The sequence below is a fragment of the Aeromonas sp. S41-2 genome, from assembly GCF_027705845.1.
GTDB classification, from domain to species: domain Bacteria; phylum Pseudomonadota; class Gammaproteobacteria; order Enterobacterales; family Aeromonadaceae; genus Aeromonas; species Aeromonas hydrophila.
On record NZ_JAPDCG010000008.1, the window covers coordinates 1 to 23812 of the forward strand.

Here is a 23812-nt window from a genome sequence, read left to right on the forward strand (position 1 = left end):
GCCAGCATTTCTTTGGATTCGGTCTTGGGACCGATGGTGCAGACGATTTTGGTCTTTTTCATGTCAGTCTTCATGGTGCTGTTGTCATCTCTTCAATGTGAAATAGTCAGCGGGTCGGGGCAAAGGCGGCCAACGCCGGCAGTCCTCTGCCCTCCCGATCAAACAGGGCCTGGTTCTCCCAACCATTACCGAGGGGTTCGTCTATCCCGAGGAACGCCATGCCAGCCTGACTGGCCCAGCTGTCACCGGTGACCCGGATCCAGCCCGGCTCCCAGTAGACAAACCCGAGCCCGAGCCGATCCGGCACTGCGGCAATAGCGGCACGCAGGGCATCGAGAAACGCCAGTTGCCCCTCGGGCGTCGCAGCAAACCCGCCGCGCACGGCCTCCTGCTCACCGAAGGCATTGCGAACCGCGTCCTGGTTGACGGTATCGTGCCCATAGGCGGTCTCAACCACCAGCAGCGGGAGTCTGATTTGGGTGGCAAGGCTGTTCATGGTGCGCGAGAGGTCACCCAGGGATCCGTGCCAATAGGGGTAGAAGGAGAGACCCACCAGATCGAACGGCACATCGCGCGCCTGCATCGCCTTGAACCAGCGCAGGCACTGAGCCTCATCCCCTCCTTCAGCAAGATGCAGCATCAGTCGTGGGGTGATCCCCCCCTCGCTGCCAGCGCGGATCCCGGCGATGGCCGCCTTGAGCAGCTGGGCCAGTCGATCGAACCCCTCCTCTTCTTCCTGCCGGTGTAGTTGCCCCAGCGGCCACAGCATGCCGTTATTGAGTTCGTTGCCGACCTGTACCATTTGCGGCGGCACCCCAGCCTCGCGCAGGCGCTGCATCACGGCGGCGCTGTAATCGTGCAACATCGCCGCCAGTTCTGCTTCCGACTTGCCTCGCCAGGTCCGTGGCGTGTACTGCTTGCCCGGATCGGCCCAGAAGTCGCTGTAATGAAGATCGAGCAACCAGGGCAAGTTGAGAGCCCGGCTTCGCTGCGCCAGTGCAATCACCTTTTCCAGATCATTGTTGCCACCACCAAAGGGTTCCCCCTTGGCCGAGCGGGGATCGACCCACAGCCTCAGGCGCACCAGGTTGAGGCCACGCTCGCGCATCAGGGTTAGCAAATCCCCCTGTCGCGTTTCGTCCTGATAGTGAACGCCCAAGTGCTCGAGTTCGGCCAGGGTGGAGACATCCGCCCCTCGGATGGCCAGGTTGTGAGGAGCGGCTCCAGCCCCTGCACTGATCGCTCCCAGCATGACCAACAGTGGCCAGCTCAGCGGGAGGTACATGCTAGTGTTGCTCCGGCTCGTGCAGCTCGAACCACTGACCGAGCTCGCGGCGCAGGTTGTCCGAGCGCTTGCCGAAGATGGCCTGCACCTCGTCACCGATGATGATGACGCCGATGGCACCGAGACCTTGCAGCGCCTCGCTGTCGACCTGCTGCAAGGCATTGACCTTGACCCGCAGCCGGGTCAGGCAGGCGTCAAAGCTCACTATGTTGTCGTGCCCACCAAAGGCAGCGATGAGCGCGGTGATGGCCGCCTCGTCCAGCCCGGAGAGCGGCGCCTCGGTCGATTTTTCCTCCTTGTGGCCGAGGGCGGCGGCGAACAGCCGCTTGAAGTCCTGCATCTTGACCATTTGAATCTCCTAAACATAAAAAAAGAGGGCGAAGCCACCGGCTCCGCCCCGCAATCAACGGGCGCGACGCAGCACTCGGCAGCCGAATGGAGGCAGCACCAGCGAATCGCTCAGCGCCTCACCGCTCACCATGTCACTGTGACCACCCGGCAGAGTGACCAGGCGCTCGGCGTTGGCGAAGTTTTGCACGAACACGAACTCCTGCTCACCATCGCTGCGACACTGAGCTGTGACCCCCTCCGGCAAGGCTGGCAAAGCACGCGGCAGGGCCAGGGTCTCGATGAGATGGCCAAAGAAGTCGCGTTGGAACGCCAGATCATTTCGCGAGGCGACATAATAGGCGCGACCTGTCCCGTGCTCGTTGACCGTCACCGCCGGACGTCCGGCATAAAAGTCACCGTCATAGCTGGCCAGGGCCCTCGCGCCTTCCAGGTGGATGAGATCGCAAAGGTGAGTGACTTCGTAAGGGCCGCAGAGTCCGGCTTCGTTGCCAGCAAGACCCGAGACGGCGTTACGTTCCTCGTCATAGAGACCGTCTATCTCCTCTGCCCAGATCCCAAGGACCGGGCGCAGCGGCCCTGGGAATCCCCCCAGGTGACAGAGATCGGTCTCGTTGACGATGCCGCTCCAGTAAGTGGTAACAAACTGCCCACCTCGTTTGACAAAGGCGTCAACCCGTTCGGCAAAGCCATCGCGCACCATGTAGAGCATCGGGGCGATAACCAGGTCATAACCATCCAGCGCGCAGTCGGCATTGATGACATCCACCGCAACTCCTGCCTCCCAAAATGGGCGGTAGTGCTCGGCTACCGTCTTCTCGTAGAAGAGGCCGGCATTGCGCGGCCCCTGGGCATTGTCCATGGCCCAACGGCTCTCCCAGTCGAAAATGATGGCCACTTTGGCCTCGACGCGACTGCCAGCGACCTCTTGCAACTTGGCCAGGATCTCGCCTAGCGCCTGCACCTCGCGGCCCACCCGGGTATCGATGTGACCAACGTGATCGACCACGGCGCCGTGGAACTTCTCGACCGAACCACGGCTCTTGCGCCACTGGAAGTACTGCACCGAGTCGGAGCCGTGGGCTACCGCCTGCAAGGAGGAGAGGATATGCATTCCCGGCTTCTTGAGCTTGCTGATGGGCTGCCAGTTGGTCAGGCTCGGGGTCGACTCCATCAGGAAGAAAGGTTTGCCTCCCTTGAGAGTGCGCATCAGGTCGTGATACATGGCGGTGTACGCCGCCAGGGTCGAGTCATCGCCACTGTTGTGCCAGAGGGGGTAGCTGTCCCAGGAGATGAAATCGATCTCCTTGGCCAACTGCCAGTAGTCATAGTCGTAGAAGTACTCCATGAAGTTGGTGGTGGCCGGCAGGCTCGGGTTGGCCGCCTTCAAGGGCTTGATCTCCTCGGCACAGAAATCGCTCACCTGGGCGGTATTGAAACGCTTCCAATCGAGGTTTAGGCCGTGGATCGAGCTCTCGCCGATGGGAGACGGGGATTCGATCTGTGACCAGTCGGTGTAGGTATGGCTCCAGAAGCTGCTCCACCAGGCGTGATTGAGCGCTTCTATGCTGCCATAACGAGCCTTGAGCCAGTCACGAAAGCGCTCCTGACAAAGCTCGCAGTGGCACTCGCCGCCATACTCGTTGGAGATGTGCCAGGCGATGACACCTGGATGATGGCCGTAGCGTTCGGCCAGGGCACCGTTGATAGCGCGCACCTTGTCACGATAGACAGGCGAACTCATACAGTGATTGTGACGGCCACCGTGCAGTGCCTTCACACGTTCCTTGCTGACCCGCAGCACCTCGGGATAACGCTGGGAAAGCCAAGCCGGGCGAGCACCACTTGGTGTGGCGAGGAAAACTGACACACCGTTTTCGTGCAAGCGATCGAGCACCGTATCGAGCCAGCCGAATTCATAGCGCCCCTCTTGTGGCTCCAGGGAAGACCAACTGAAGATGCCGACCGACATCACATTGCAGCGGGTCTGCTTCATCATCTCGAGATCGCGCTCGAACACCTGGGGATCATCCAGCCACTGATCCGGGTTGTAATCAGCACCATGCAGCAGAGCGGGCACCCGTTCACTGAGCGGGGGAAACTTGAACATCACACATCTCCTAAAACGAGGGGGCGCCGGCCATGGCCGGTCGCCCTATCGGTTGAAACCGGGTCAGTTGAATACCTTGATCGAGGGGAGCACATGGCCGGAGCAGTCAAACAGCGCCTGGTTCTCCCGGGCATTGCCCTCTTTCCAGTCGTCGCTGTTGTACTTCATCCCAGCCTTGGTGGCCCAAGTGGCACCATGGGTTGGCAGCCACGCAGGCTCCCAGTAGAAGACTCCCTTGCCACGCCCGTCCGGTACCGCCACCACGCTCTTGATCAGATCGCGCAGGAAGTCGGCCTGCCCCTGTACGCTGGCCGGGTAACCACCGTCGCTCGCCTCCTTGGCAGTGAAGTTGTTCTCGGCGTTGTCGCAGTTCTCTGTGGTGTAGCCGTAGGCGGCCTCGACCACGATCACATCCTTGCCATAGCGCTTGCTGATGTCATCCATGTTGGCCTTGAGGGCACTGATGGGGCCATTCCAGTAGGTGTAGAAGGAGAGTCCGATGATATCGAAGGGCACCTCGCGCTTGGCGACTTCATCAAACCACCAGACGAAGGTGTCGTTTTTGGTGCCCTCAGCCAGATGCAGCATCACCTTGATATCTTTGCCGTGCTCTTTCACAGCACGTACACCAGCCTTGAGCAGTGTGGCCAGGCGATCAAACTCCCCACCGTTTTGCCCCCAGCTCTTGCCCTCTGGCCATAACATGCCACCGTTGATCTCGTTGCCGACCTGCACCATGTCAGGCATCACACCGGCCTTTGCCAGGGTATCCATGCTTTCCTTGGTATGGGCGTAAACGGCATCCGCCAACTGCTCGACTGACATCGTACGCCACGCCTTGGGCTTGTTCTGGCGGCCCGGATCCGTCCAGAAATCGCTGTAGTGGAAATCGAGCAGGAACTTCATACCAAGGGCCTTGGCACGCTTGGCAAGCGCTATCGTTGCAGCCAGATCGTTGTTACCACCGCCGTAGGGCTTGCCGTCCGCATCCTTGGGGTCTACCCACAAGCGCAGGCGAATGTAGTTAAAGCCGTTCTCCTTGAGGATTGCCATGGCGTCCTGTTGCTTGCCACTGGCATCAAAGAACTTGCCACCAAATTTCTCTACTTCGGCCAACATGGAGACATCAGCCCCCTTGATGAACTCCTGCGGTACCACAACTGGTTGCACCACCACATTTTCGGCAGCCACGGCGGGGGCATGCATACCCAACATGCCGGTGGCGAGCAGCGCCGCCATCACCAGCGTCTTCTTGATTTTCATGTCGAACGTCCTGTTTAACGGATTAACCTTTGGTCCCACCTGCGGTAAGACCGGAAACGAAGTACTTCTGCAAGGAGAGGTACAATATGGCCACCGGCACCGCGATGAGCACAGCTCCCGCCGCATAGGTGGTGTAGCTGGCCCCCATCTTCTGGGCGACCAGGTTGTAGAGACCAATTGGCAGGGTGAACTGATCCGGGGTGCGCAATATGGTGCTGGCTAGGATGAAGTCGCCAAGCGGGCCGGTGAAGGAGAACAGTGCAACCACCGCAATGATGGGCTTGGAGAGCGGCATGATGATCTCGATGAAGATGCGGAAGTTGCCCGCCCCGTCCATGCGCGCCGACTCGTCAAGATCCTTGGGGATGGCGTCCAGATAACCCTTCATCAGATAGGTGTTCATCGGGATCATGCCGCCCACATAGACCAGCACCAGCGCCAGGTGGCTGTTGACCAGACCCAGCATCTGGGCCAACACGAAGATGGCGATGAGGGCCGAGAACTGGGGCACCATCTGCAACAACAGGAACAACATCAGGCCATTTTGCCGCCCACGGAAACGAAAGCGCGAGAAGGCATAAGCAGTGAAGCTGACGCTGATGAGGGTCAACACCATGGTCAGGAAACTGATCTTCATCGAGTTCCAGTACCAGGCGGCGTAGTCGATACGCCCGTCAAACAGCTCCTGGTAATGAATAAAGGAGAAGTTTTCCGGGATGATCGAAGTGTTGAGCAGGCTGCTGCCCGGATTGAGAGAGGCTCCAACCGTCCAGATCAGGGGATAGATGATGATCACCGCAACCATAGCCAGCAGCAAATAGCTTAGGGTCAGGCGGATGGCATTACTCTTTTTCAGACTGTGTTTGGCACTCATGGCTGGATCTCCTTACACCATGTCGTCTTGCTTGAACGAATTGGTCGCACGGAACTGCCACAGGGCAATGCCGACCACGAAGATGGAGAGCAGAATGGTGATGCTCGCTGCAATCGCATACTGGGATGACGACATGGTCAGCTTGTAGATCCAGGAGACCAGGATGTCGGTGCCGCCGGCATTGGAACCAGCCACCGCAGGTCCCCCGTTGTTGAACAGGTAAATGATGTTGAAGTTGTTGAAGTTGAAGGTGTACTGGGTGATGAGGATCGGAGCGATCGAATACAGCACCAGGGGCAGCGTAATGGTAGTCAGCTTGTGCCATGTGCTGGCACCGTCAATGGTGGCCGCCTCGTAGAGATCATCCGGGATAGCCTGCAACACCCCAGTGGTCATGGCGAAGACGAAGGGGAAGCCAAGCCAGGTCTGCATCAGGATGAGGGCCGTCTTGGTCCAGAAGGGATCTGTCATCCATGCCTTGGGGTCGATACCCAGAGAAGCCAGAATACCGTTGTTGATGACACCAAAGGTCTCGTTGAACATGCCGGCGAACACCAGAATAGTGACAAAACCGGGCACTGCCCACGGCAGGATCAGGATGGTGCGGATGAGCGGCTTGAAGCGCAGATCCTTCTGATTGACCAGGATCGCCAGCAGCACCCCGACCGAGCATTGCAACGTGGTGGCGATCAGCGTCCAGATCACGGTCCACTGCAGCACGTCGAGCAAGGTCGAACGCCACAGATCGAGCTTGAAGATGTTGATGAAGTTCTTCATCCCCACCCAGTCCACCAGCTTGGCCGGCGGCGTGTGGTAGAGATCGTAGTTGGTGAAGGCGATGGAGAAACCAAAGATGATGGGGAACACCACCACGAACACCAGCAGGATGAAGCCCGGGGTGATCATCAGATACGGGAACCCTTCGCTCAGCAGCAACTGGTATTGCTTGCGCACACTGGTCAGCGCTACGCCACGATCCCGGCGATCGCCGTTAACATAGGCGTCGCGGACGCTCCAGTAGTAGATGGCGCAACCAAAGATGGCCACCAGTACGCTGATAACCCCCTTGGCCAGGAGGAAGACGGAGTTGTCCCGGGGCAACTCCGTGCCGAGGGTAAACAGCCCCCAGAACCCTTGAGATAGAAAATCATGGAATACGCCGAAGAAGCAGGCCATGACGGTGAAAAACAGGGTGCCCTTGACCCATTGCCGGTTATACCACTGACCGAGTCCCGGGATCAGCGAGAGCAGGGCGGCCACCTTGGCATGATGGGTTCTTGTACCGATCTGGGTAAGCGATCCGGAATCGACAACCACAATGTACCTCCTTTCCATTAAGAGCCCGGGCGGCCACGAATGCCGCCCGGCCCGAATTGGGCCTGCGCCCAACTTGTGTTATTGCTGCGCGTGGTTGACTTCGATCTGCATGTTGATGTTCTTGACTGCACCTTCCAGTGCCGCCTTCACATCCTGCTTGCCAGTCACGCCAAGCTGCAGTGCACTGTTGGCAGGGGTCCACACCTCTTGCATCTCGGGCACGCTCGGCATCGGAGTGGCGAAACCGGCCTGAATGGCAACGGCACGGGATTTCTCGTCATCTTTGATGAGCGGATCGTCAATCAGCGCCTTGAGCGGCGGGATCTCGCCGGTCTTCTCGAAGCGGACTTTGGCGTACTCAGGCTGGTTGATGAACTCGATGAACTGCTGCGCCAACTCTTTCTGCTTGGAATAGGTAGAGATGCTGTACCCTTTCACGCCGAGGAAGGAACGCATATGCTCGCCATTGGGCAATGTCGGCAGCGGTGCGACACCGTAGTTCACCCCCGCATCCTTGTAGGGCTGGAACGACCAGGGTCCAGTAATGACGGCAGCAGCCTTCTTCTCGGTGAACAGGGAATCGATGGCGTTGGCACCGGTCTCACCCACGATACCGGCCGGGAAAAGTCCTTCACTGTAGAAACGCTTGAGGAAACTCACTGCATCGACCGAGCCCTGGTTGGCCAGGCCCACGTCCTTGACGTTGAGCGAACCATTGGGGTTCTGGCCGAAGATGTAGCCCCCCATGGCGGCCACTACGCCGTAGGAGTAATAGATCTCGTCAAACTTGGCGAGCAGGCCGTATTTGTTCTCCCCACGCAGGGTCTGGGAGGCCTTGACCAGCTCGTCGAAGCTCTCCGGCGCCTTGGGCAGCAGGTCTTTGTTGTAGACCATGACGATGGTCTCGACCGCCTTGGGCAGGCCATAGAGCTTGCCTTCATAAGTCTGGGCATCCACCGCCGGCTTGGTAAAGCCTGCCAGATAGTCGGCACCCGGCTTGATCTCGCTGATGAGCCCCTGCACCACGGCAGTGCCCACCTGATCATGCGGCAGTACCAGCACATCCGGGCCTATGCCGGCCGGGCCATCCAGGCGCAGCTTCTCGATCTGCTGGGCATAGGGGGTTTCGAGGATCTTCACCTTGACGTTGTGCTTGGCTTCGAACGCCTTGACAGCCTCCTCAATGCCGTTTGATTTCTTGATGTCTTCCCACACCAGCAGTTCACCGTCAGCGGCACGGGCTACCTGGCCCAACCCCATAACGCCCAAAGACAACAACATTGCAGCAGTCAATTTGTTGATTTTCATATGATTTCCTTGTCCCTAACTCAGGTAAAAGCAGGTCTTCTCAGACCACGTAGGCAAAGTGAGTGTTACGATTCCATCCAGTCGGTGTAACTTCTGAAGCTTGTTACCAATTCGGGTGTAAAACAAAGCACAACCACATTACACGCCGGACTGGTCTGGCCTCTATGACACAACCTCACTACCACCTAATGCAATGAAAAATAAATGGTTTAATCCCATACATCAGATCCGGAGCAATACGCTCTATCACTTGATTTTTGCTTTACACAGCTCTTCGAGTGCACTGGAACAGCAAAAAAGGTAACGATTACACCGAATGACTCTACGGTAAGCGGTGCTTGCCCAGCCTGCCAGTAGCACGTACCAAGGCTGTGATCTCATGCACAAAAGAAACAGCATTTTGTGCAACCGCTTACACCTGACTGATATAGTCCTCCCAAAGCCACAGAGTGAAACGGTGTGAAACGCCTTCTCCCTCCCAGGGCAAAGAAGCCGCAGCAGGGGCATGACTGCCCCCAGCATTTGCAGCTAAGGCATTTATTATCAAGGAGTTAAAGCTCATGGCGAGTATCAGGCTGAACAATGTGATCAAGCGTTTTGGCAGCAATGTGACCCTACATAATGTGAATCTGGATGTAGAAGATGGTGAGTTCACCGTCTTTGTCGGTCCTTCCGGTTGTGGTAAATCCACTCTGCTGCGCATGATCGCCGGTCTGGAAGAGATTTCGGACGGCCACATTGCGATTGATGAGCAGGTGGTCAACGATGTAGCCCCGGCTCATCGCGGGGTGGCCATGGTGTTCCAGTCCTATGCCCTCTATCCCCACATGACGGTGGCCGAGAACATGGGCTATGGCCTGCGGGTCAATGGCGTGCCGAAAGAGGAGATAACCCACCAGGTCAGCATGGTGGCCAAGACGCTGCAGCTCTCCCACCTGCTCGATCGCAAGCCCAAGCAGCTCTCCGGCGGCCAGCGCCAGCGGGTAGCCATCGGCCGTGCCATCGTGCGCAACCCCAAGGTGTTCCTGTTTGACGAGCCACTCTCCAACCTCGATGCCGAGCTGCGTGTCGAGATGCGCCTGCACATCGCCAAGCTGCATCAGGAACTCAAGACCACCATGATCTACGTGACCCACGATCAGGTGGAGGCCATGACCCTGGCCGACAAGATAGTGGTGATGAACTATGGCAAGGTGGAACAGGTCGGCTCGCCGATGGAGCTCTACTACAAACCCTGCAACCGCTTCGTGGCCGGTTTTATCGGCTCACCCAAGATGAACTTCCTGCCGGCCCGCGTACTGGCCTGGAGCCCGGAGCAGATCCGGGTCAAGGTAGCCGGCCAGCAGGAGCTCACCCTGCCCATCCTCACCGAGCGACTCGAGCCGGGCAGCGAGATCTCCCTTGGCCTGCGTCCCGAGCATGTGGTGCCGGGCGCAGAGGGGATCCACCTCGCCTTTACCTGCGAGGTGGTGGAACGTCTTGGCAACAGCACCTACCTGTTCGGTCAGTGCTGCGGCACCGACGGCTTCAAGCTGCTGCTGGCAGGGGATGGGGAGTTTCATCCGTACCAGAAGATGGATGTCTTCTTTGCCCCGCAAAATTGCCTTGTGTTCAATGCCGAAGGGCTCAGGATCAGCCGCTGAACGCGGCTACTGCATGCCCCGATCCATTTTGCCCCCGCCAGTCGGGGGCTTTTTTTTATCCCCGGGCGCGGGACACAAAATGAGAGCGGGCTCGCAACCCTGGACAAATCCCGTACAAGGGTGCCGAGAAAGAGTGTAAGAGATTCACAAAACAATGAAAACGTTACACTAAAAATCAGAATCAGGTGCCCTCCCTTATCGCGGCCTTATCTTTTAACGAGGTAAAGCACTGATAAAATATGACTTATCACTTGTGTCATCAGGCTGGGTTGACTCAACACCATATGTAATCGATACCATGAACTTGCGCACTCGTCACCTTTCCATCATCCAGCGCCTGGCGCTGGGCTTTGCCGTCATCCTGTTGCTGCTGCTGCTCTCGGTGGCCCTCTCTCTCTACGCCGGCCAACGGCTGGCCGACCAGGTGGGGCTGCTCGCCAGCCATACCGCGCCGACCCTGGTGCAGAGCCGCGCCGTGACCCGCGATCTCTTCACCCTCGACCGACATCTGGGCAACGCATTGTTGCAGACCGGAGAGGAGGAGCTGGGCGCCGCCCGCGAGCAGATGCAGCAATGGCAGGCCCGTTTCGACCAGGATCTGGCCACCTTGGCTCGACAGATAGCGGGGGAGCCGCAACAGAGTGCGCGCGTCGAGAGCCTGCGCGAGCAACAGGCCGCCTACTGGCAACTGGCCCAGCAGTTGGTCGATGACTATGCACACAACCGCCTCGAACAGAGCAAGCTGGCGGCCGACACCCGCCTTGGCGACACGGCGCGCCAGCTTGCCAGCGCCCTCGATGTGCTGCTCGCCCCTCTGGGCAGCCACCCCGCCGTGCTGCTCAAGAGCCGCCTGCTGGCAAACCTGGAACAGCAGGTCAGCGCCACACAGGAGATCCTCAAGCAGCAGGATCCGGCCCCCGTTGCCGCACGTCTGGCTGCCAATGCACGCGCCAGCGAACAGGCGGCGGCACTGCGCCAGGAGCTGGCACGCCAGCTCGCCGGCCAGGAGGATGCCTTCGGCGTGCCCCTGAGCCTGGAACGCGGTACGGGTGCCAGGTTCGATACCCTCGCCACCCTGCTGGCCGGCCCCGAGAGCCTGCCGGCACGCCACCTGGCGCTGGTCGAACAGAGCATCATGTTGCGCAACCAGAGTGTGCAGGCCAGCCGCCTTATCGACAGCCTGCTAGGCGATCTGAGCGAGCTTGACGCCGCGATCGACGCTCAGCTTCGCCACAGCACCGCCGGCAGCGGCGCCATCCTGCTCTGGCTGCGCCTCGGGCTGTGCGCCGGCCTGTTGCTCTCCCTCGGTCTCGGCGCCCTGGTGCTGTGGCACCTGGTGCGCGCCATCCGCCAGCCACTGCACCACATCCTCACCACCCTCAAGGCCCTGAGTCAGGGAGACATGCGCCAACGCGTGCCGCTACTGCGCCACGACGAGTTCGGCCAGCTTGCGACCGGCATCAACGCCCTGGCCGACGAGATGAGCGGCATGCTCGGTCAGATAGTTCAGGCCGCCGATGCCCTCGGCCGCATGGCCGGCCAGAACCAGCACGCCCAGCATCACGCCCAACTTGCCATCGGCGAGCAGCGCAACGAAACCACAGGGGTCTGCAGCGCCATGGAGGAGATGGACTACTCGGTGCGCGAGGTCGCCGGCAGCATAGGCCAGACCGAGCAGACCCTCGGCAACATAGCCGCGGCGGCCCACGCCGCCAGCCTGCGTGGGGCGGCGACCGGTCAACGGCTGCAGCAACTGGCTGACGAGTTGGCGGAGTCGCGCCGCAGCGTGGAACAGGTGCAGACATTGAGCGTCAGCATCGGTGACATCCTCGCCCTGATCGAGCGCATCACGGAGCAGACCAATCTGCTGGCCCTCAACGCCGCCATCGAGGCGGCCCGCGCCGGCGAACAGGGGCGTGGCTTTGCCGTGGTGGCCGACGAGGTGCGTCAGTTGGCGCACCACACAGCAGACTCCACCACCCGCATCCAGGGGATCATCGACGATCTGCAGCAAAGCACCCGCGGTGCGGTCGCCACCATGCTGCGCTGCCACGACGCCATGGCCCAGAGTCGCACCGACAGCGACGCGGGTTGCGCCACCCTAGCCGAGCTATCCCAGGCGCTGCAGCAGGTGGCCGAGCAGAGCAGCCGTATCGCCAGCGCGACCCTGCAGCAACAGCAGACCAGCGCCGAGATCGCCCGCAACATTACCAACATCGCCCGGATTGCCGACGACAACCAGGGCGCCCTGGCAAAGGTGGCACAGACCAGCGACCAGTTGCAGCAGCTATCGCAGCAGCAACTGTCGCTGACCCGCCGCTTCACCCTGCAGAGCGCCTGAGCACACACCACAGAGAGGACCATCCATGTTCAAGAAGACACTGTTGCTGACTACCCTGATCGCCTGCCTCCAGCCCGCGCTGGCCAACGAGGAGGATCCCCTGGCCCGCCCGCTGTTCCTGCGCGGCGAGATGAACAACTGGGAGGCCCCGGCAGACCAGCAACTGGTTACCCAGCAAGGGGACTTGCTGTCGGTCCAGGTGGCCTTGCAGGCCAGTCACGGCGCCTACAAGTTCAAGATTGCCGATGAGAAGTGGAAGGCCGACACCACCTATGGCCAGTTCGACCCCGCCGCTAAGGTCGAGTCGGACAAGCCGGTGGTAGTCAAGGCCGGCTGGCAGTGGAGCGACATGAAGTTCACCCCGCCCAGCGACGGCCAGTATCGCATCACCCTGGATCGCCGCGATCCCCAACACATCCAGGTCACCGTCTCCCCCGCCGGGTGATCCCAGGGCCGCCGCAAGGCGGCCCCAGCCTCCGCCGGGATGGCGCCGCACGGCGACGCCATCCCGGCGCGGGACTGCCTCCCTGTCGCCACCCTACACACATCCAGACAGGAGATAACAACAATGAAGAGACATCTGCTTACCACCCTGCTGCTTGGCGGCGCCCTGCTGTTTCATGGCCAGGGAGAGGCCATGGTCAAGGGAGCTGACGTCAGCTGGCTGACCCAGATGGAGAAAGCCGGGTACAAGTTCTATAACGACGCCGGCCAGCAGCAAGATCTGTTCAAGACCCTGAAAGAGCACGGTATGAACACCATCCGGCTCAGGGTATGGGTCAATCCTGCCGATGGCTGGAACAACATCAGTGACGTCATCGCCAAGGCCAAGCGGGCCAAGGCGGCCGGTTTCGATCTGCTGATTGACTTCCACTACAGCGACAGCTGGGCTGATCCTGGCAAGCAAACCAAACCTGCAGCCTGGCAGAGCTACACCTTTGATCAGCTAATGTCGAACGTATGGTGGCACACCTACAACTCCCTCGTTGCCCTGAAAAACGCAGGAATCACCCCCAAGTGGGTACAAGTGGGCAACGAGACCAACAATGGCATGCTCTGGGAAGAGGGGCGCGCCTCGGTCAACATGAAGAACTTTGCCTGGCTCATTAACAGCGGCTACGACGCTGTCAAGGCGGTCAACAGTAGTACCAAGGTGATCGTCCACTTGGCCAACTGTGAGAACAACACTCTCTATCGCTGGATGTTTGATGGTCTCAAGAACAACGGCGCCAAGTGGGATGTAATTGGTGCCTCCATCTACCCAACACAGAGCGGTAACGGTGACTGGTTTACCCTCAACAACCTCTGCTATGACAATCTATCCGATATGGTGAGTCGATATGACAAAGAGGTGATGATCGTGGAGGTTGGCATGCCTTGGGATGACCCGAAAAACAGCTATGACACCATCGCCGATCTACTCAACAAAATGAAGTGGATCCCTGACAACAAGGGCCTCGGCGTGCTTTATTGGGAACCGCAGAGTTACAAGAACTGGCAGGGTTACAGCCTGGGATTGATGGACAATGGTGGCAAACCCACCTACGCACTGGATGCTTTTCTGTTGCAGTAATTGACCCGTTAAAGCAAAGGCGCAGCCACAATGCTGCGCCTCTTTTTTTCAAAGGAGATCTCCCCTTTCAACATACTGCCTGATGGTTCTTCAGTGGAATGCTCACCTCCCCCCAACCCCATCATTTCACGCAGGTCCGGACTAATCATTTCGAGACGACATTAAAAAAGGAGCCCGGTTGGGCTCCCATGATATTGATGAATCGTTTTTTTACCACCAGGCTTCGGCCTGAACACCAAAGTTCCAAGTGTGGTCATCTTCACCACCGTTGAAGGATTTGCCTTCGCCATCTTTCAAATAGCTGGCGAACACACGGATCTCCGGGCGAGCAAACAAGCTGGGTCCAGCTGACCAGGCTTGAGCCAAGGTATATTTCTGGCCACTCGATTTCTCTTCAGAACCGCTTGTCCAGGTCTTGGTAGTTTCATAAGTACCGGCTTCAACCAGCGTCTTCATGATGTCAGTCCACGCATAACCACCCCGCGCGACGGCGCTGAACAGTTCGGTGTTGTCATGCCATGCTTCAAGTTTCTCACCCTTACCGTAAGTGAAGACATGGTTCACACTGAATTTCTCACCCATGGGAATGTCACCCGTCAAAATTACACGGTATCCCTTGGCATCGTCGGTCAAATGCCAAACATCATACCACCCACCCCCCTGGGAGATCATGTTCTGGGCCAACCCTTTGTCAGCATATTGCAGCACCAACTTCTCGTAGATGCGGCTATCGGCAAAATATTGACTCATCTCTGCCGTCAGCATGACACCATTCTTGGGATCATAGAGATTACCGACCTTCTTCTGTTCATCGGTCGGATTAGGCATCGCATAGCTGACGCCCGCTTCGGTCCAAGCCCCTTCCCAGGGAGCCCAGCCGGCATAGCGCAGGTCCAGGAAGTTGACGTTGAGGTCATTGTTGACAATCGAGTTATCGATATCGTTGCCATCGGACCGGATCCAGGCCAGTGAGAAGGCGCCTGGGCCGGCCTTGAGATTCTCAATACCGGCGCCAGCTCCCGAGATATTCCAGTACTTGGTATCGATGATGTGGAGATCATGACGCTGGTAGAAGCGCTTGCCAGCCCAGACCACCGCATCGGGCGCGGCTGAGAGCAATCCCTTGGCCTTCACATTGAATTGGCGCAGGGCAAAGGTTGCATCGTCCTTACACTCTTTTTGATCGAAGTTACACACTGTGGTGGTACTTTCATAGTCATTAGAGCCATCGCTCTGCATGCTAAACATGCTGTCAACGTAGAAAGTCTTGCCATCCTTGTTGTAAACCTCCTGACCAATACCAATTTCGGTATAGGTATCGTTTTCGTTACCCAGGCGGCCGACAACGTTCTGTCGACCAGTTTGCATATCACCATCCTGGGACACACCTACGCCAGAGCGAAAATACCCTGTGAAATCAACAGCATTAGCATTTAATGCTGTCATTGACAGAGCGAGGGCAACGGAAGTCGTCAGTAGCTTCACTTTCATAGTTATTCCTTTATTCCACTGTTGCATTGTTATCCTGATAAACCGCTTACCAGTCCAAAGGGAAAGCGCTTTCACTATCCGAGAGGGATTATAAGAACAACGTCGTAGTGAATGACATGACGAAACTCACACATTTGTAATAATTACACTAATAAATAAGATAGCCTTCTGGTAGCCATTACACATCATGAGGTAAGTCGTTGATTTTAAATCAATAAAACAAACCAACAAGAGTGTTATCGATTACATAAGGAGTGAGCGGTAGTTCTCAAGCATGGTTGACGTTAAGGGTGATGAAGGTGATGTGCAGAACATGAAGCCTCTCTTGCGGAAGCATCTCCTGGGCACCAGGAGGCTATTTGTTTCGCCAGAGCGTCTAGTTCAGAGGTTTTGAAGAGGAGGACATTGAGGCATTAAAGAGGAAGATGAGACTTTAAAAAGGCAAGGCCCGAGCTGGTAACCTTGCCGTAATCGCTATAGGCCCACAAGCCCAGCACTTGGACTAATCAATGGTGCGAACCGAGTGACGGCGAACCAGTGTCGGGCTAAACATATGCGTCGTCTGGGGCAAAGGCCCCCCCTTTGCCAAAGCAATGGCCAGCTCTGCAGCCTGAGTGGCCATAGCAATGATGGGATAGCGCACCGTTGTCAGACGAGGGCGCAGGTAGCGAGATATCAACACATCATCAAAACCCACCAAAGAGAGGTCTTGAGGTACATCAATCCCGTTATCACTAAGCACTGACAAGGCCCCCGCCGCCATTGAGTCGTTATAGCAAACGACGGCTGTCATCTGTTGCCCCCGACTCAGCAACTCCGTCATTGCTGCCTCCCCCCCCAATTCATCAGGACTACCACGGGAGATCAGACGTTCATCAACCGGAATATTGTGCTCTTGCAGTGCGTCCAAATAACCCTGCAGACGGTCCTGAGAGTCTGATATCTGATGATTTGAGCACAGGAACCCTATCTTCTTGTGCCCTTCCTGGATCAGGTGACGAGTTGCAAGCCAAGAACCATAGCGATCATCCAGCGCAACACAACGGGACTCGAATCCAGGAACAATACGGTTGATAAGCACCATTCCAGGAACATAGCTCATCATCTGGATCAGCTCTTCATCTGGCAGCATTTTGGCATGAACCACCAGGCCAGAGCAGCGATGCCCTATCAACTGCTCTATTACATGCTTCTCTTTGGCTGCGTCGTGGTAGCCATTTCCTATAAGCAGAAAATTCCCCGTAGCTTGTGCCACTTGCTCGACAGCTTTAACCATGGTGCCAAAGAAGGGATCAGACACATCAGCAACGATCAATCCCAAGGTGTCATTGTTCTGATGGGCCAATGCTCTCGCGTTCGCGTTGGGATGGTAGTTGAGTTCATGCATCGCCTTGAAGACTGCGTCTCGTGACGCCTGACTCGCCTTTGGCGAGTGATTGATGACGCGTGAGACGGTGGCGACAGATACGCCTGACAGGAGTGCTACATCTTTGATGGTTGCCATGAATTAGCTTTTCCGGTGAACGGTATAAATAAAAACCAGTGCTGTACTGGGTCAAGATACTACCGACATTTCCAATACCTGACACGGCTTTCATATCAAAAGCGAGAGCATTCTATCAATACGAGCGTCTCGCTGTGTAATCCATTTACATACACCCTTATCCATTCTCATGCTCATCGCGGTGAAAAATGTGACAAAAATCACATCAAATGGAGATGCATCTTCCAGGAGCTTGTTCACAAGCGCAGAATAAGGGAAAGCGATTACACTAAATAAAACCCAATTAAAACTAGCGCCAAGGAGCGAATCATGTTGAAGATACTCGTGACAGGTGGAACTGGTTACATAGGTAGTCATACCTGCTTGCAGCTTATCGCTGCCGGGATGACCCCCATCTTGTTGGACAATCTGGTTAACAGCAAAGAGAGCGTCCTCGAACGTATCCACAGCCTCAGCGGACTGCGCCCCCAGCACTATCACGGTGATGTGCGGGATGCCGACCTGCTGGATCGTGTGTTTGCAGACCAGCAGATAGATGCCGTGATCCATTTCGCAGGCCTCAAGGCCGTAGGGGAATCGGTACAAAAGCCTCTCGAGTACTATGACAACAATGTCAGCGGCACCCTGGTGTTGCTGCAGGCAATGCGACGCGCCGGGGTCAAGACCCTGCTGTTCAGCTCATCTGCCACCGTCTATGGCGAGCCGGAGATCATGCCCATCACCGAGGAGTCGCCCACCTTTCACGCCACCAATCCTTATGGTCAAAGCAAGCTGATGGTGGAGCGCCTCATCAAGGACTTTGCACACTCAGCCCCCGACTGGTCATTAACCCTGTTGCGCTATTTCAATCCGGTGGGCGCCCATCCCAGCGGCCTGATGGGCGAGGATCCCCAGGGCATTCCCAATAACCTGATGCCCTATATTGCCCAGGTGGCAGTGGGCCGCCGTGCCAAACTCGCCATCTTTGGTGATGACTACCCGACACCAGATGGTACCGGTGTGCGGGATTACATTCATGTCATGGATCTAGCCGATGGCCACGTCGCAGCCTTGAAACATGCGCTTGGGCAAGCTGGCGTCCATGTGTACAACCTGGGCACTGGGCATGGCTACAGTGTCCTGGACATTCATGCCGCCTTCTCCAAGGCCTGTGGCCGCGAACTGCCTTATGAGATCGTGCCGCGCCGCGCCGGGGACATAGCACAGTGTTGGGCAGATCCAACACAGGCCTATAACGAGCTGGGGTGGAAGGCTTATCGCACGCTTGATGAGATGGCGGCTGATACCTGGCGCTGGCAATCCCAAAATCCAAACGGTTACCCCCTTCCATGAATATACAGAACGAGACAGACCTTACTATGCAATTCGAACCGACCGACCACCCTCACCGTCGTTACAACCCATTGATCCAACAGTGGGTTCTCGTTTCTCCCCACAGGGCGAAACGCCCTTGGCAGGGCCAGCAGGATGAACCCGATCGTACCCAGCGCTCCCCTCACGATCCGGATTGTTTCCTCTGCGCCGGCAATACTCGCGTCACTGGTGACAAAAATCCGGATTATCCGTCGACCTTCGTTTTTACCAACGACTTTGCGGCACTGATGGTTGATACACCTATGGCCCCAACCAGCGAGGACCCCCTCTTCCAGCTAGAGAGTGCACGCGGCACCAGCAGGGTAATCTGCTTCTCACCGGATCACAGCAAGACCTTGCCCGAGTTGTCTATCCCCTCCCTCACTGCCGTGGTCAACACCTGGTGTGAACAAACTGCAGAGCTGGGGCGCGAATACCGCTGGATCCAAGTATTCGAAAACAAGGGCACCATGATGGGGTGCTCCAATCCCCATCCCCATGGGCAGATATGGGCCAACGACTTCTTGCCCAACGAAGCCGCGCGGGAAGATGTCGCCCAACGGGAGTATTTTGCCAAACATGGTCGAGCCATGTTGCTCGATTATGCGGAACGCGAGCAGGCTGACGGCAGCCGCACCGTAGTGGAAACGGAACACTGGCTGGCAGTAGTGCCTTATTGGGCTGCCTGGCCCTTCGAAACCCTGTTGCTTCCCAAGTTTGCGGTAACACGTCTACCGACACTGACACCGCAACAGCGTGCAGACCTCGCACTGGCGCTCAAAAAACTGACCAGCCGCTATGACAACCTGTTTCAGTGCTCCTTCCCCTATTCGATGGGATGGCATGGTGCGCCATTCAATGGCGAAGAGAATGATCACTGGCAGTTGCATGCCCACTTCTACCCGCCCCTGCTGCGCTCTGCGAGCGTACGCAAGTTTATGGTGGGCTATGAAATGCTGGCAGAAACACAACGTGACCTGACGGCAGAACAGGCGGCAGAACGCCTGCGTTCCGTCAGCGATATCCATTTTCGTGAACAGGTTTGAGGTTGAGACATGAGTATTGAATCGCCACACAGCGTGACTGAACATACCTTTTACACCCAGTATGGTTATCGCCCGACCCTCGCCATTCAGGCACCTGGGCGTGTTAACCTCATTGGGGAGCACACGGACTATAACGATGGTTTCGTGCTACCCTGCGCCATCGATTATCAGACCGTGATCAGTGCTGCCCCCCGCCAAGACAGTCTGATCAGGGTTATCGCTGCCGACTATCACAACCAACTGGATGAATTTGACTTACGCCACCCCATAGAGGCGCGCCCGGAATACCTGTGGGCCAACTATGTGCGAGGCGTCGTCAAATATTTGCTATTGCGAGGCTGTCAACTGACAGGGGCAGACCTGGTAATCAGTGGCAATGTACCTCAGGGAGCAGGCCTGAGCTCTTCCGCCTCTCTGGAAGTGGCAGTAGGACAGATCTTCAAAGAGATGAATCACCTCGACATCAGCCAAGCAGATATCGCCCTTAATGGACAACTGGCGGAAAACAGGTTCGTCGGTTGCAACTGCGGTATCATGGATCAGTTCATCTCGGCTCTGGGTCAGCAAGATCATGCTCTGCTGATCGATTGCCGCAGTCTGGATACCCGTCCTGTGAGCATTCCAGCCGACATTGATGTGGTCATCATCAACTCGAACGTACGCCGGGGCCTGGTGGATAGCGAATACAATACCCGCAGGGCACAGTGTGAAGAGGCCGCACGGCATTTTGGGGTCAAGGCACTGCGTGACCTGACGATGACCCAGTTCACCGAGCGAGCCAACGAACTGGATCCTGTCGTCGCGAGCCGTGCACGCCACGTCATCTCCGAGAATGAACGAACGCTGGCAGCGGCCGATGCGCTTGCCAATGAAGACATGGTCATGATGGCCGAATTAATGGCGCTGTCCCATGCCTCGATGCGTGATGATTTTGCCATCACAGTGCCTGCTATCGACGCCTTGGTCGACATGATCAAAGAGATCATCGGCAGTCGTGGTGGTGTGAGGATGACTGGTGGCGGGTTTGGTGGCTGTGTGGTTGCATTGGTTCCACAGTCACTGACAGCAGCAGTGTGCGAACAGGTTAATATTCGTTATCCCCAAGTGAGCGGTCTGGCCCCGAGTATCTATATCTGTAAGCCCTCCGCAGGAGCTGGCCCCCTCTGATTTTTCATTGCCACCTTAATGTCATGATCAGCGAAAACAACTCTACATATGTCCAAGCTGATCATGACACACATTGAATCGCCACTGGTTTTGTAAACACCTCGCAATCCAGACTCGCTTACGACATAGGTTAGAACATCTCAGGAGAACGAAAAAATAAAGCGCCACCGCTATGGAGGTGCATTACATCTCTACAGGCTAGTGTTTCAAAGCCGTGGTGAGTTCATTATTGAACAGCGACAGTGAGCTCAGGATGCCAAAATGCAACGAGCTGCCCGTTAGACCGGCTGAAATATTGGCTCCAGAAGGTTTCTAAATTCTGGATCATCTTGCCACTGCAGTAGCCGTTCTTTACATCGGTTTGCACGAATGCCGCATCATGAACATAGATTCGCGCTCCTTTGAAATCAGCGAGAAGATTCTCCCTCTAGACATTGACCAGCTAAACGGATGGAGAGATGTAACGGATACCTTTGGACTAACTCCTTTTGAATTGCCGCACCAAGCCAAAAGAAACCAAAGTAAGCTGTTACAGAGGGCCGGTAGAACCACTACAGCCGTCATTGTCGCCACCATCATTACCACCGTTATCAATATTGACGCCTTGCACAGTGATAGCGATTGGCTTGGTGATCACGTTAGTGCCAGTACCGCTACGCAAACCGAGGGGGACGCTCTTGGCAACCACAAACTACCAGATCACGGGCTGTCATGCGCACTGTGTAGGTCGGATTGCCCGCCGTATCGAGTACCGCTTGGCAAGTGGTCGGGTCAAAGCGCACCAATTGCGAGATTCCATCGTTGTAGTGTTGGCCAACAACGGCGCTGCCAGATTGGTTATACAGCTCTACAGAAAGACGCTCGGTTGCTACATCAGTACCGGAGGCAGTGATGGTTACGTCGATGTACAGTTTGTCATTGGTCAGGGTTGTGCTGTCTATTGCCATGACGAAAGTGCGGTCAGCAACCTCCTCGGCATGAAGCCCGCACCAGACCCTTTTGCCCATACGTAGTAAGCACGGAGATTACCATCTGGCATTTTCATCGTGCTTGAGGCATAAGGGCTGTGTACAGCGCAGGTCAGGTCTTGAATGTCTTGTTAGTGCAAATACCATCCCAAAGACGGTGGCGCTTTGATACCAAAATCAGGGCCGTAAGAATCGCGTACTCCAACGACTTTCTCATTGATCAGCATAACAAGTCATGCGGTTGGCGTTCAGCACGGTATCGCTCATAACGAGGATCTGTTTTACCTCGAAGTGCAGATCTACATAAGCGCCATTGTTAACGATATCTGTACGTTGACTTGCGTAATAATCGCCCATAGCCGATACGCGCTGGTTAATGGTGTTAAACACCTTTTCCACACTATTCTTATCGACAATGAACAGGGCACTATGACGTTAACATCAATAGTAGCAGCGGCTGTTACCACATTACTTGCAACCAATACCACAGCCATCAGGAACCTCCTTGACATCATTAACCCCACCAGAACTGATGTTTTAATTTGAGTGCACGAAATAATATTAAGATACCCCTTCATACAAGGAGGAGTATATTTCCAGCAAGTTAACCTTCTAATTTGTGAAACTATGTACAGGACATTTTTACCACAAATCGCTGTGGCTTGAGTGGAACAAACTTAAGGGACGATGAGCCGATCATCACCATCAATTTCAAATCCTCATCATGAACAAGGCACTTCAGTCGCTCGCTGGCAGAAACAATGATGGCGCATTTCAAAAAGTTGATGGAGGGCACTGGATCAGGGATGATAAGTAAAACCTTATGTGAGCGCGATAAACAAACTGAACACCCTTGGTTAGCCAGTAAGAAAGCCCGCGTGTCACAGCCAACTGGATCTGGGAAATCAGGCTAATTTAGACAACAACGCCACATATCCGAACAAAGCTACGACCATTAAAATATCATCCTCAATACAGGTTAATGACAGGGTTAACTTGATGGCATATAAAGGGACTATTGCCATAATATGGCAATTTTTATCGAACATTTTTCCATTCTTACAGCTATGATTTCATCATGTACACAAACCCTACTCATTAAAAAATATAGTTTTAAAAAACAATCTGTTAGGTGCATTAAACTACTATCTAAATGTCAAAAACTTGTGCCACAATATGGCAATGAGCATTTGGCGCTGCCATATTTTGGCAGACACTCCCACATCTCCCCTTACTGAACCGGCTTATCACACAGATAACTCAGAAAATTCATTAAAATATGAACAAATAGTGACTAAACATGCAAATACAATCACTTAAACACTCATCTCATTGTCTTGTCCCACGATAGTACAATGGGATACCATTAATTATAACCAGGCCCCCTTAACGAGCCTCAAACGCTCCCCTGCACTGAGGGGGCTTTATTATGTATATTGTGTAGCCTTCGGCGCTATATTATAGATGCTCAATAATTATACCTTTTCATTCTGGCTTTCATTGACATCTCACTCTAAATATGTATTTCAGGATGAAATGTTCTCTATATAGAGAAACTCTTAAATAATATTAATGCTGAGTGATAGCATTACGATTCCATTCACTGGCGGAGAAAAAATAAAGAAAACACCTCTCCCCCCAGAATAAAAATTGAAGAAACCTGATTCTGAAACTTAATAATATATGCAGCTCTCATCAATGTTGTATTCTGGTGATTCCATTATCCAGACTTGTTCAACTTGGCAGCTCTGGAGTAAAGCAACCGAAAGTTGGTAAACACAGACGGAAAACGGGGTCAGTTTTTTCGGACACTACATCTCGGCATTCCAACTCCCCTCTGCACCATACCTTACAGAAATTTCCATTTTTTGCCCCCTGTTAGATGGCTTCATTTTCCATACATTGTCGCTATCCAGTACATCCACTGGAGATGACAAGGAGATCTATGATGAGCAACAGCAAAAAACCAATGACCACAGAAGCCGTATCTCGTATCCATAGTGCTGAAGCTCGGAGTAACGGAGGTGGTGTGAGTAAAGACAGTTTCACCGCACGTGCACAAAAAACCGCTGCAGTCACCCCGCCAAAACCGGAAACTAAAAAGTAAGGAAACAACATGTCTAAAAAAGATGACGACGATAACCGCTCGCGTCAATTAAACCCCGAGCACGATGCCTACTGGCAGAGTCGGGGCTACGATGAGCGCCCTGATGATGAAGAT

The 23812-nt window shown here is 55.6% G+C and carries 18 protein-coding genes; 8 read left to right on the top strand and 10 right to left on the bottom strand.

What is annotated here, in order from left to right:
- Positions 1-106 precede the first annotated feature (106 nt).
- The 7 genes from OKC44_RS17015 to OKC44_RS17045 all read right to left on the bottom strand — a co-directional run bounded on the left by OKC44_RS17015 (position 107) and on the right by OKC44_RS17045 (position 8505).
- Positions 107-1285, bottom strand: a complete 1179-nt coding sequence (locus OKC44_RS17015; protein ID WP_042863745.1) for a glycoside hydrolase family 53 protein — start codon at positions 1283-1285, stop codon at positions 107-109.
- A gap of 1 nt (position 1286) precedes the next feature.
- Complete coding sequence (locus tag OKC44_RS17020; protein ID WP_041211339.1) at positions 1287-1634, bottom strand: glucose PTS transporter subunit EIIB; 348 nt, start codon at positions 1632-1634, stop codon at positions 1287-1289.
- A 54-nt stretch (positions 1635-1688) separates the two neighbouring features.
- The gene (locus OKC44_RS17025; RefSeq protein WP_042016006.1) at positions 1689-3743 is read right to left on the bottom strand and encodes a beta-galactosidase; all 2055 of its coding nucleotides are present in this window, start codon (positions 3741-3743) and stop codon (positions 1689-1691) included.
- Between the two features lie 63 nt (positions 3744-3806).
- On the bottom strand, positions 3807-5006 hold the full coding sequence (locus tag OKC44_RS17030; RefSeq protein WP_118881374.1) for a glycoside hydrolase family 53 protein: 1200 nt from the start codon (positions 5004-5006) through the stop codon (positions 3807-3809).
- Between the two features lie 22 nt (positions 5007-5028).
- On the bottom strand, positions 5029-5880 hold the full coding sequence (locus tag OKC44_RS17035; RefSeq protein ID WP_041212959.1) for a sugar ABC transporter permease: 852 nt from the start codon (positions 5878-5880) through the stop codon (positions 5029-5031).
- A 12-nt stretch (positions 5881-5892) separates the two neighbouring features.
- Positions 5893-7197: a carbohydrate ABC transporter permease gene (locus tag OKC44_RS17040; protein ID WP_041212958.1), complete on the bottom strand. Its 1305-nt coding sequence runs from the start codon at positions 7195-7197 to the stop codon at positions 5893-5895.
- A gap of 78 nt (positions 7198-7275) precedes the next feature.
- The gene (locus tag OKC44_RS17045) at positions 7276-8505 is read right to left on the bottom strand and encodes an extracellular solute-binding protein (RefSeq protein WP_041215313.1); all 1230 of its coding nucleotides are present in this window, start codon (positions 8503-8505) and stop codon (positions 7276-7278) included.
- A gap of 560 nt (positions 8506-9065) precedes the next feature.
- Between OKC44_RS17045 and OKC44_RS17050 the strand changes: the two genes are divergently transcribed.
- The 4 genes from OKC44_RS17050 (at position 9066) to OKC44_RS17065 (ending at position 14062) form a co-directional block, all read left to right on the top strand.
- Entirely contained in the window at positions 9066-10148 is a 1083-nt protein-coding gene (locus OKC44_RS17050) for an ABC transporter ATP-binding protein (protein ID WP_041212956.1), read from the top strand.
- A gap of 298 nt (positions 10149-10446) precedes the next feature.
- Positions 10447-12489 carry a methyl-accepting chemotaxis protein gene (locus OKC44_RS17055; RefSeq protein ID WP_041215314.1) on the top strand — a complete coding sequence of 681 codons (2043 nt, stop codon included), beginning with the start codon at positions 10447-10449 and terminating at the stop codon, positions 12487-12489.
- 25 nt (positions 12490-12514) lie between these two features.
- A complete protein-coding gene (locus OKC44_RS17060; protein ID WP_041212954.1) occupies positions 12515-12934 on the top strand; it encodes a hypothetical protein in 420 nt (139 codons plus the stop codon).
- A gap of 123 nt (positions 12935-13057) precedes the next feature.
- Entirely contained in the window at positions 13058-14062 is a 1005-nt protein-coding gene (locus tag OKC44_RS17065; RefSeq protein WP_042863742.1) for a glycoside hydrolase family 53 protein, read from the top strand.
- 210 nt (positions 14063-14272) lie between these two features.
- Here OKC44_RS17065 and OKC44_RS17070 read toward each other — a convergent pair whose 3' ends face one another.
- Both OKC44_RS17070 and galR read right to left on the bottom strand, forming a co-directional pair.
- On the bottom strand, positions 14273-15559 hold the full coding sequence (locus OKC44_RS17070) for a maltoporin (RefSeq protein ID WP_081999277.1): 1287 nt from the start codon (positions 15557-15559) through the stop codon (positions 14273-14275).
- Positions 15560-16055: 496 nt separating this feature from the next.
- On the bottom strand, positions 16056-17057 hold the full coding sequence (gene galR / locus OKC44_RS17075; RefSeq protein ID WP_041212951.1) for an HTH-type transcriptional regulator GalR: 1002 nt from the start codon (positions 17055-17057) through the stop codon (positions 16056-16058).
- A 312-nt stretch (positions 17058-17369) separates the two neighbouring features.
- Here galR and galE point away from each other — a divergent pair, with 312 nt between their 5' ends.
- The 3 genes from galE to galK are packed head-to-tail and all read left to right on the top strand — an operon-like array spanning position 17370 to position 20623.
- Entirely contained in the window at positions 17370-18389 is a 1020-nt protein-coding gene (gene galE / locus OKC44_RS17080) for a UDP-glucose 4-epimerase GalE (protein WP_041213009.1), read from the top strand.
- A gap of 26 nt (positions 18390-18415) precedes the next feature.
- On the top strand, positions 18416-19456 hold the full coding sequence (gene galT, locus OKC44_RS17085) for a galactose-1-phosphate uridylyltransferase (RefSeq protein ID WP_041213008.1): 1041 nt from the start codon (positions 18416-18418) through the stop codon (positions 19454-19456).
- 9 nt (positions 19457-19465) lie between these two features.
- Positions 19466-20623, top strand: coding sequence for a galactokinase (gene galK, locus OKC44_RS17090; protein ID WP_113070408.1), 1158 nt, complete (start codon positions 19466-19468; stop codon positions 20621-20623).
- A gap of 1181 nt (positions 20624-21804) precedes the next feature.
- On the opposite strand, the gene OKC44_RS17095 is transcribed toward galK, so the two are convergent.
- Positions 21805-21990 (bottom strand): hypothetical protein, encoded by a 186-nt coding sequence (locus OKC44_RS17095; protein ID WP_139703480.1) that lies wholly within the window; start codon positions 21988-21990, stop codon positions 21805-21807.
- 1549 nt (positions 21991-23539) lie between these two features.
- On the opposite strand from OKC44_RS17095, the gene OKC44_RS17100 reads away from it, so the two are divergent.
- On the top strand, positions 23540-23698 hold the full coding sequence (locus OKC44_RS17100; protein WP_162901958.1) for a hypothetical protein: 159 nt from the start codon (positions 23540-23542) through the stop codon (positions 23696-23698).
- The last annotated feature ends 114 nt before the right edge of the window (positions 23699-23812 follow it).

Coding starts and splice junctions, on each gene's coding strand:
- OKC44_RS17050 (WP_041212956.1), top strand. CDS start 9,066: ATGGCGAGTATCAGGCTGAACAATGTGATCAAGCGTTTTGGCAGCAAT.
- OKC44_RS17100 (WP_162901958.1), top strand. CDS start 23,540: ATGAGCAACAGCAAAAAACCAATGACCACAGAAGCCGTATCTCGTATC.
- galR (WP_041212951.1), bottom strand. CDS start 17,057: ATGGCAACCATCAAAGATGTAGCACTCCTGTCAGGCGTATCTGTCGCC.
- OKC44_RS17060 (WP_041212954.1), top strand. CDS start 12,515: ATGTTCAAGAAGACACTGTTGCTGACTACCCTGATCGCCTGCCTCCAG.
- OKC44_RS17055 (WP_041215314.1), top strand. CDS start 10,447: ATGAACTTGCGCACTCGTCACCTTTCCATCATCCAGCGCCTGGCGCTG.
- OKC44_RS17025 (WP_042016006.1), bottom strand. CDS start 3,743: ATGTTCAAGTTTCCCCCGCTCAGTGAACGGGTGCCCGCTCTGCTGCAT.
- OKC44_RS17035 (WP_041212959.1), bottom strand. CDS start 5,880: ATGAGTGCCAAACACAGTCTGAAAAAGAGTAATGCCATCCGCCTGACC.
- OKC44_RS17020 (WP_041211339.1), bottom strand. CDS start 1,634: ATGGTCAAGATGCAGGACTTCAAGCGGCTGTTCGCCGCCGCCCTCGGC.
- OKC44_RS17065 (WP_042863742.1), top strand. CDS start 13,058: ATGAAGAGACATCTGCTTACCACCCTGCTGCTTGGCGGCGCCCTGCTG.
- OKC44_RS17030 (WP_118881374.1), bottom strand. CDS start 5,006: ATGAAAATCAAGAAGACGCTGGTGATGGCGGCGCTGCTCGCCACCGGC.
- OKC44_RS17015 (WP_042863745.1), bottom strand. CDS start 1,285: ATGTACCTCCCGCTGAGCTGGCCACTGTTGGTCATGCTGGGAGCGATC.
- OKC44_RS17045 (WP_041215313.1), bottom strand. CDS start 8,505: ATGAAAATCAACAAATTGACTGCTGCAATGTTGTTGTCTTTGGGCGTT.
- galT (WP_041213008.1), top strand. CDS start 18,416: ATGCAATTCGAACCGACCGACCACCCTCACCGTCGTTACAACCCATTG.
- galK (WP_113070408.1), top strand. CDS start 19,466: ATGAGTATTGAATCGCCACACAGCGTGACTGAACATACCTTTTACACC.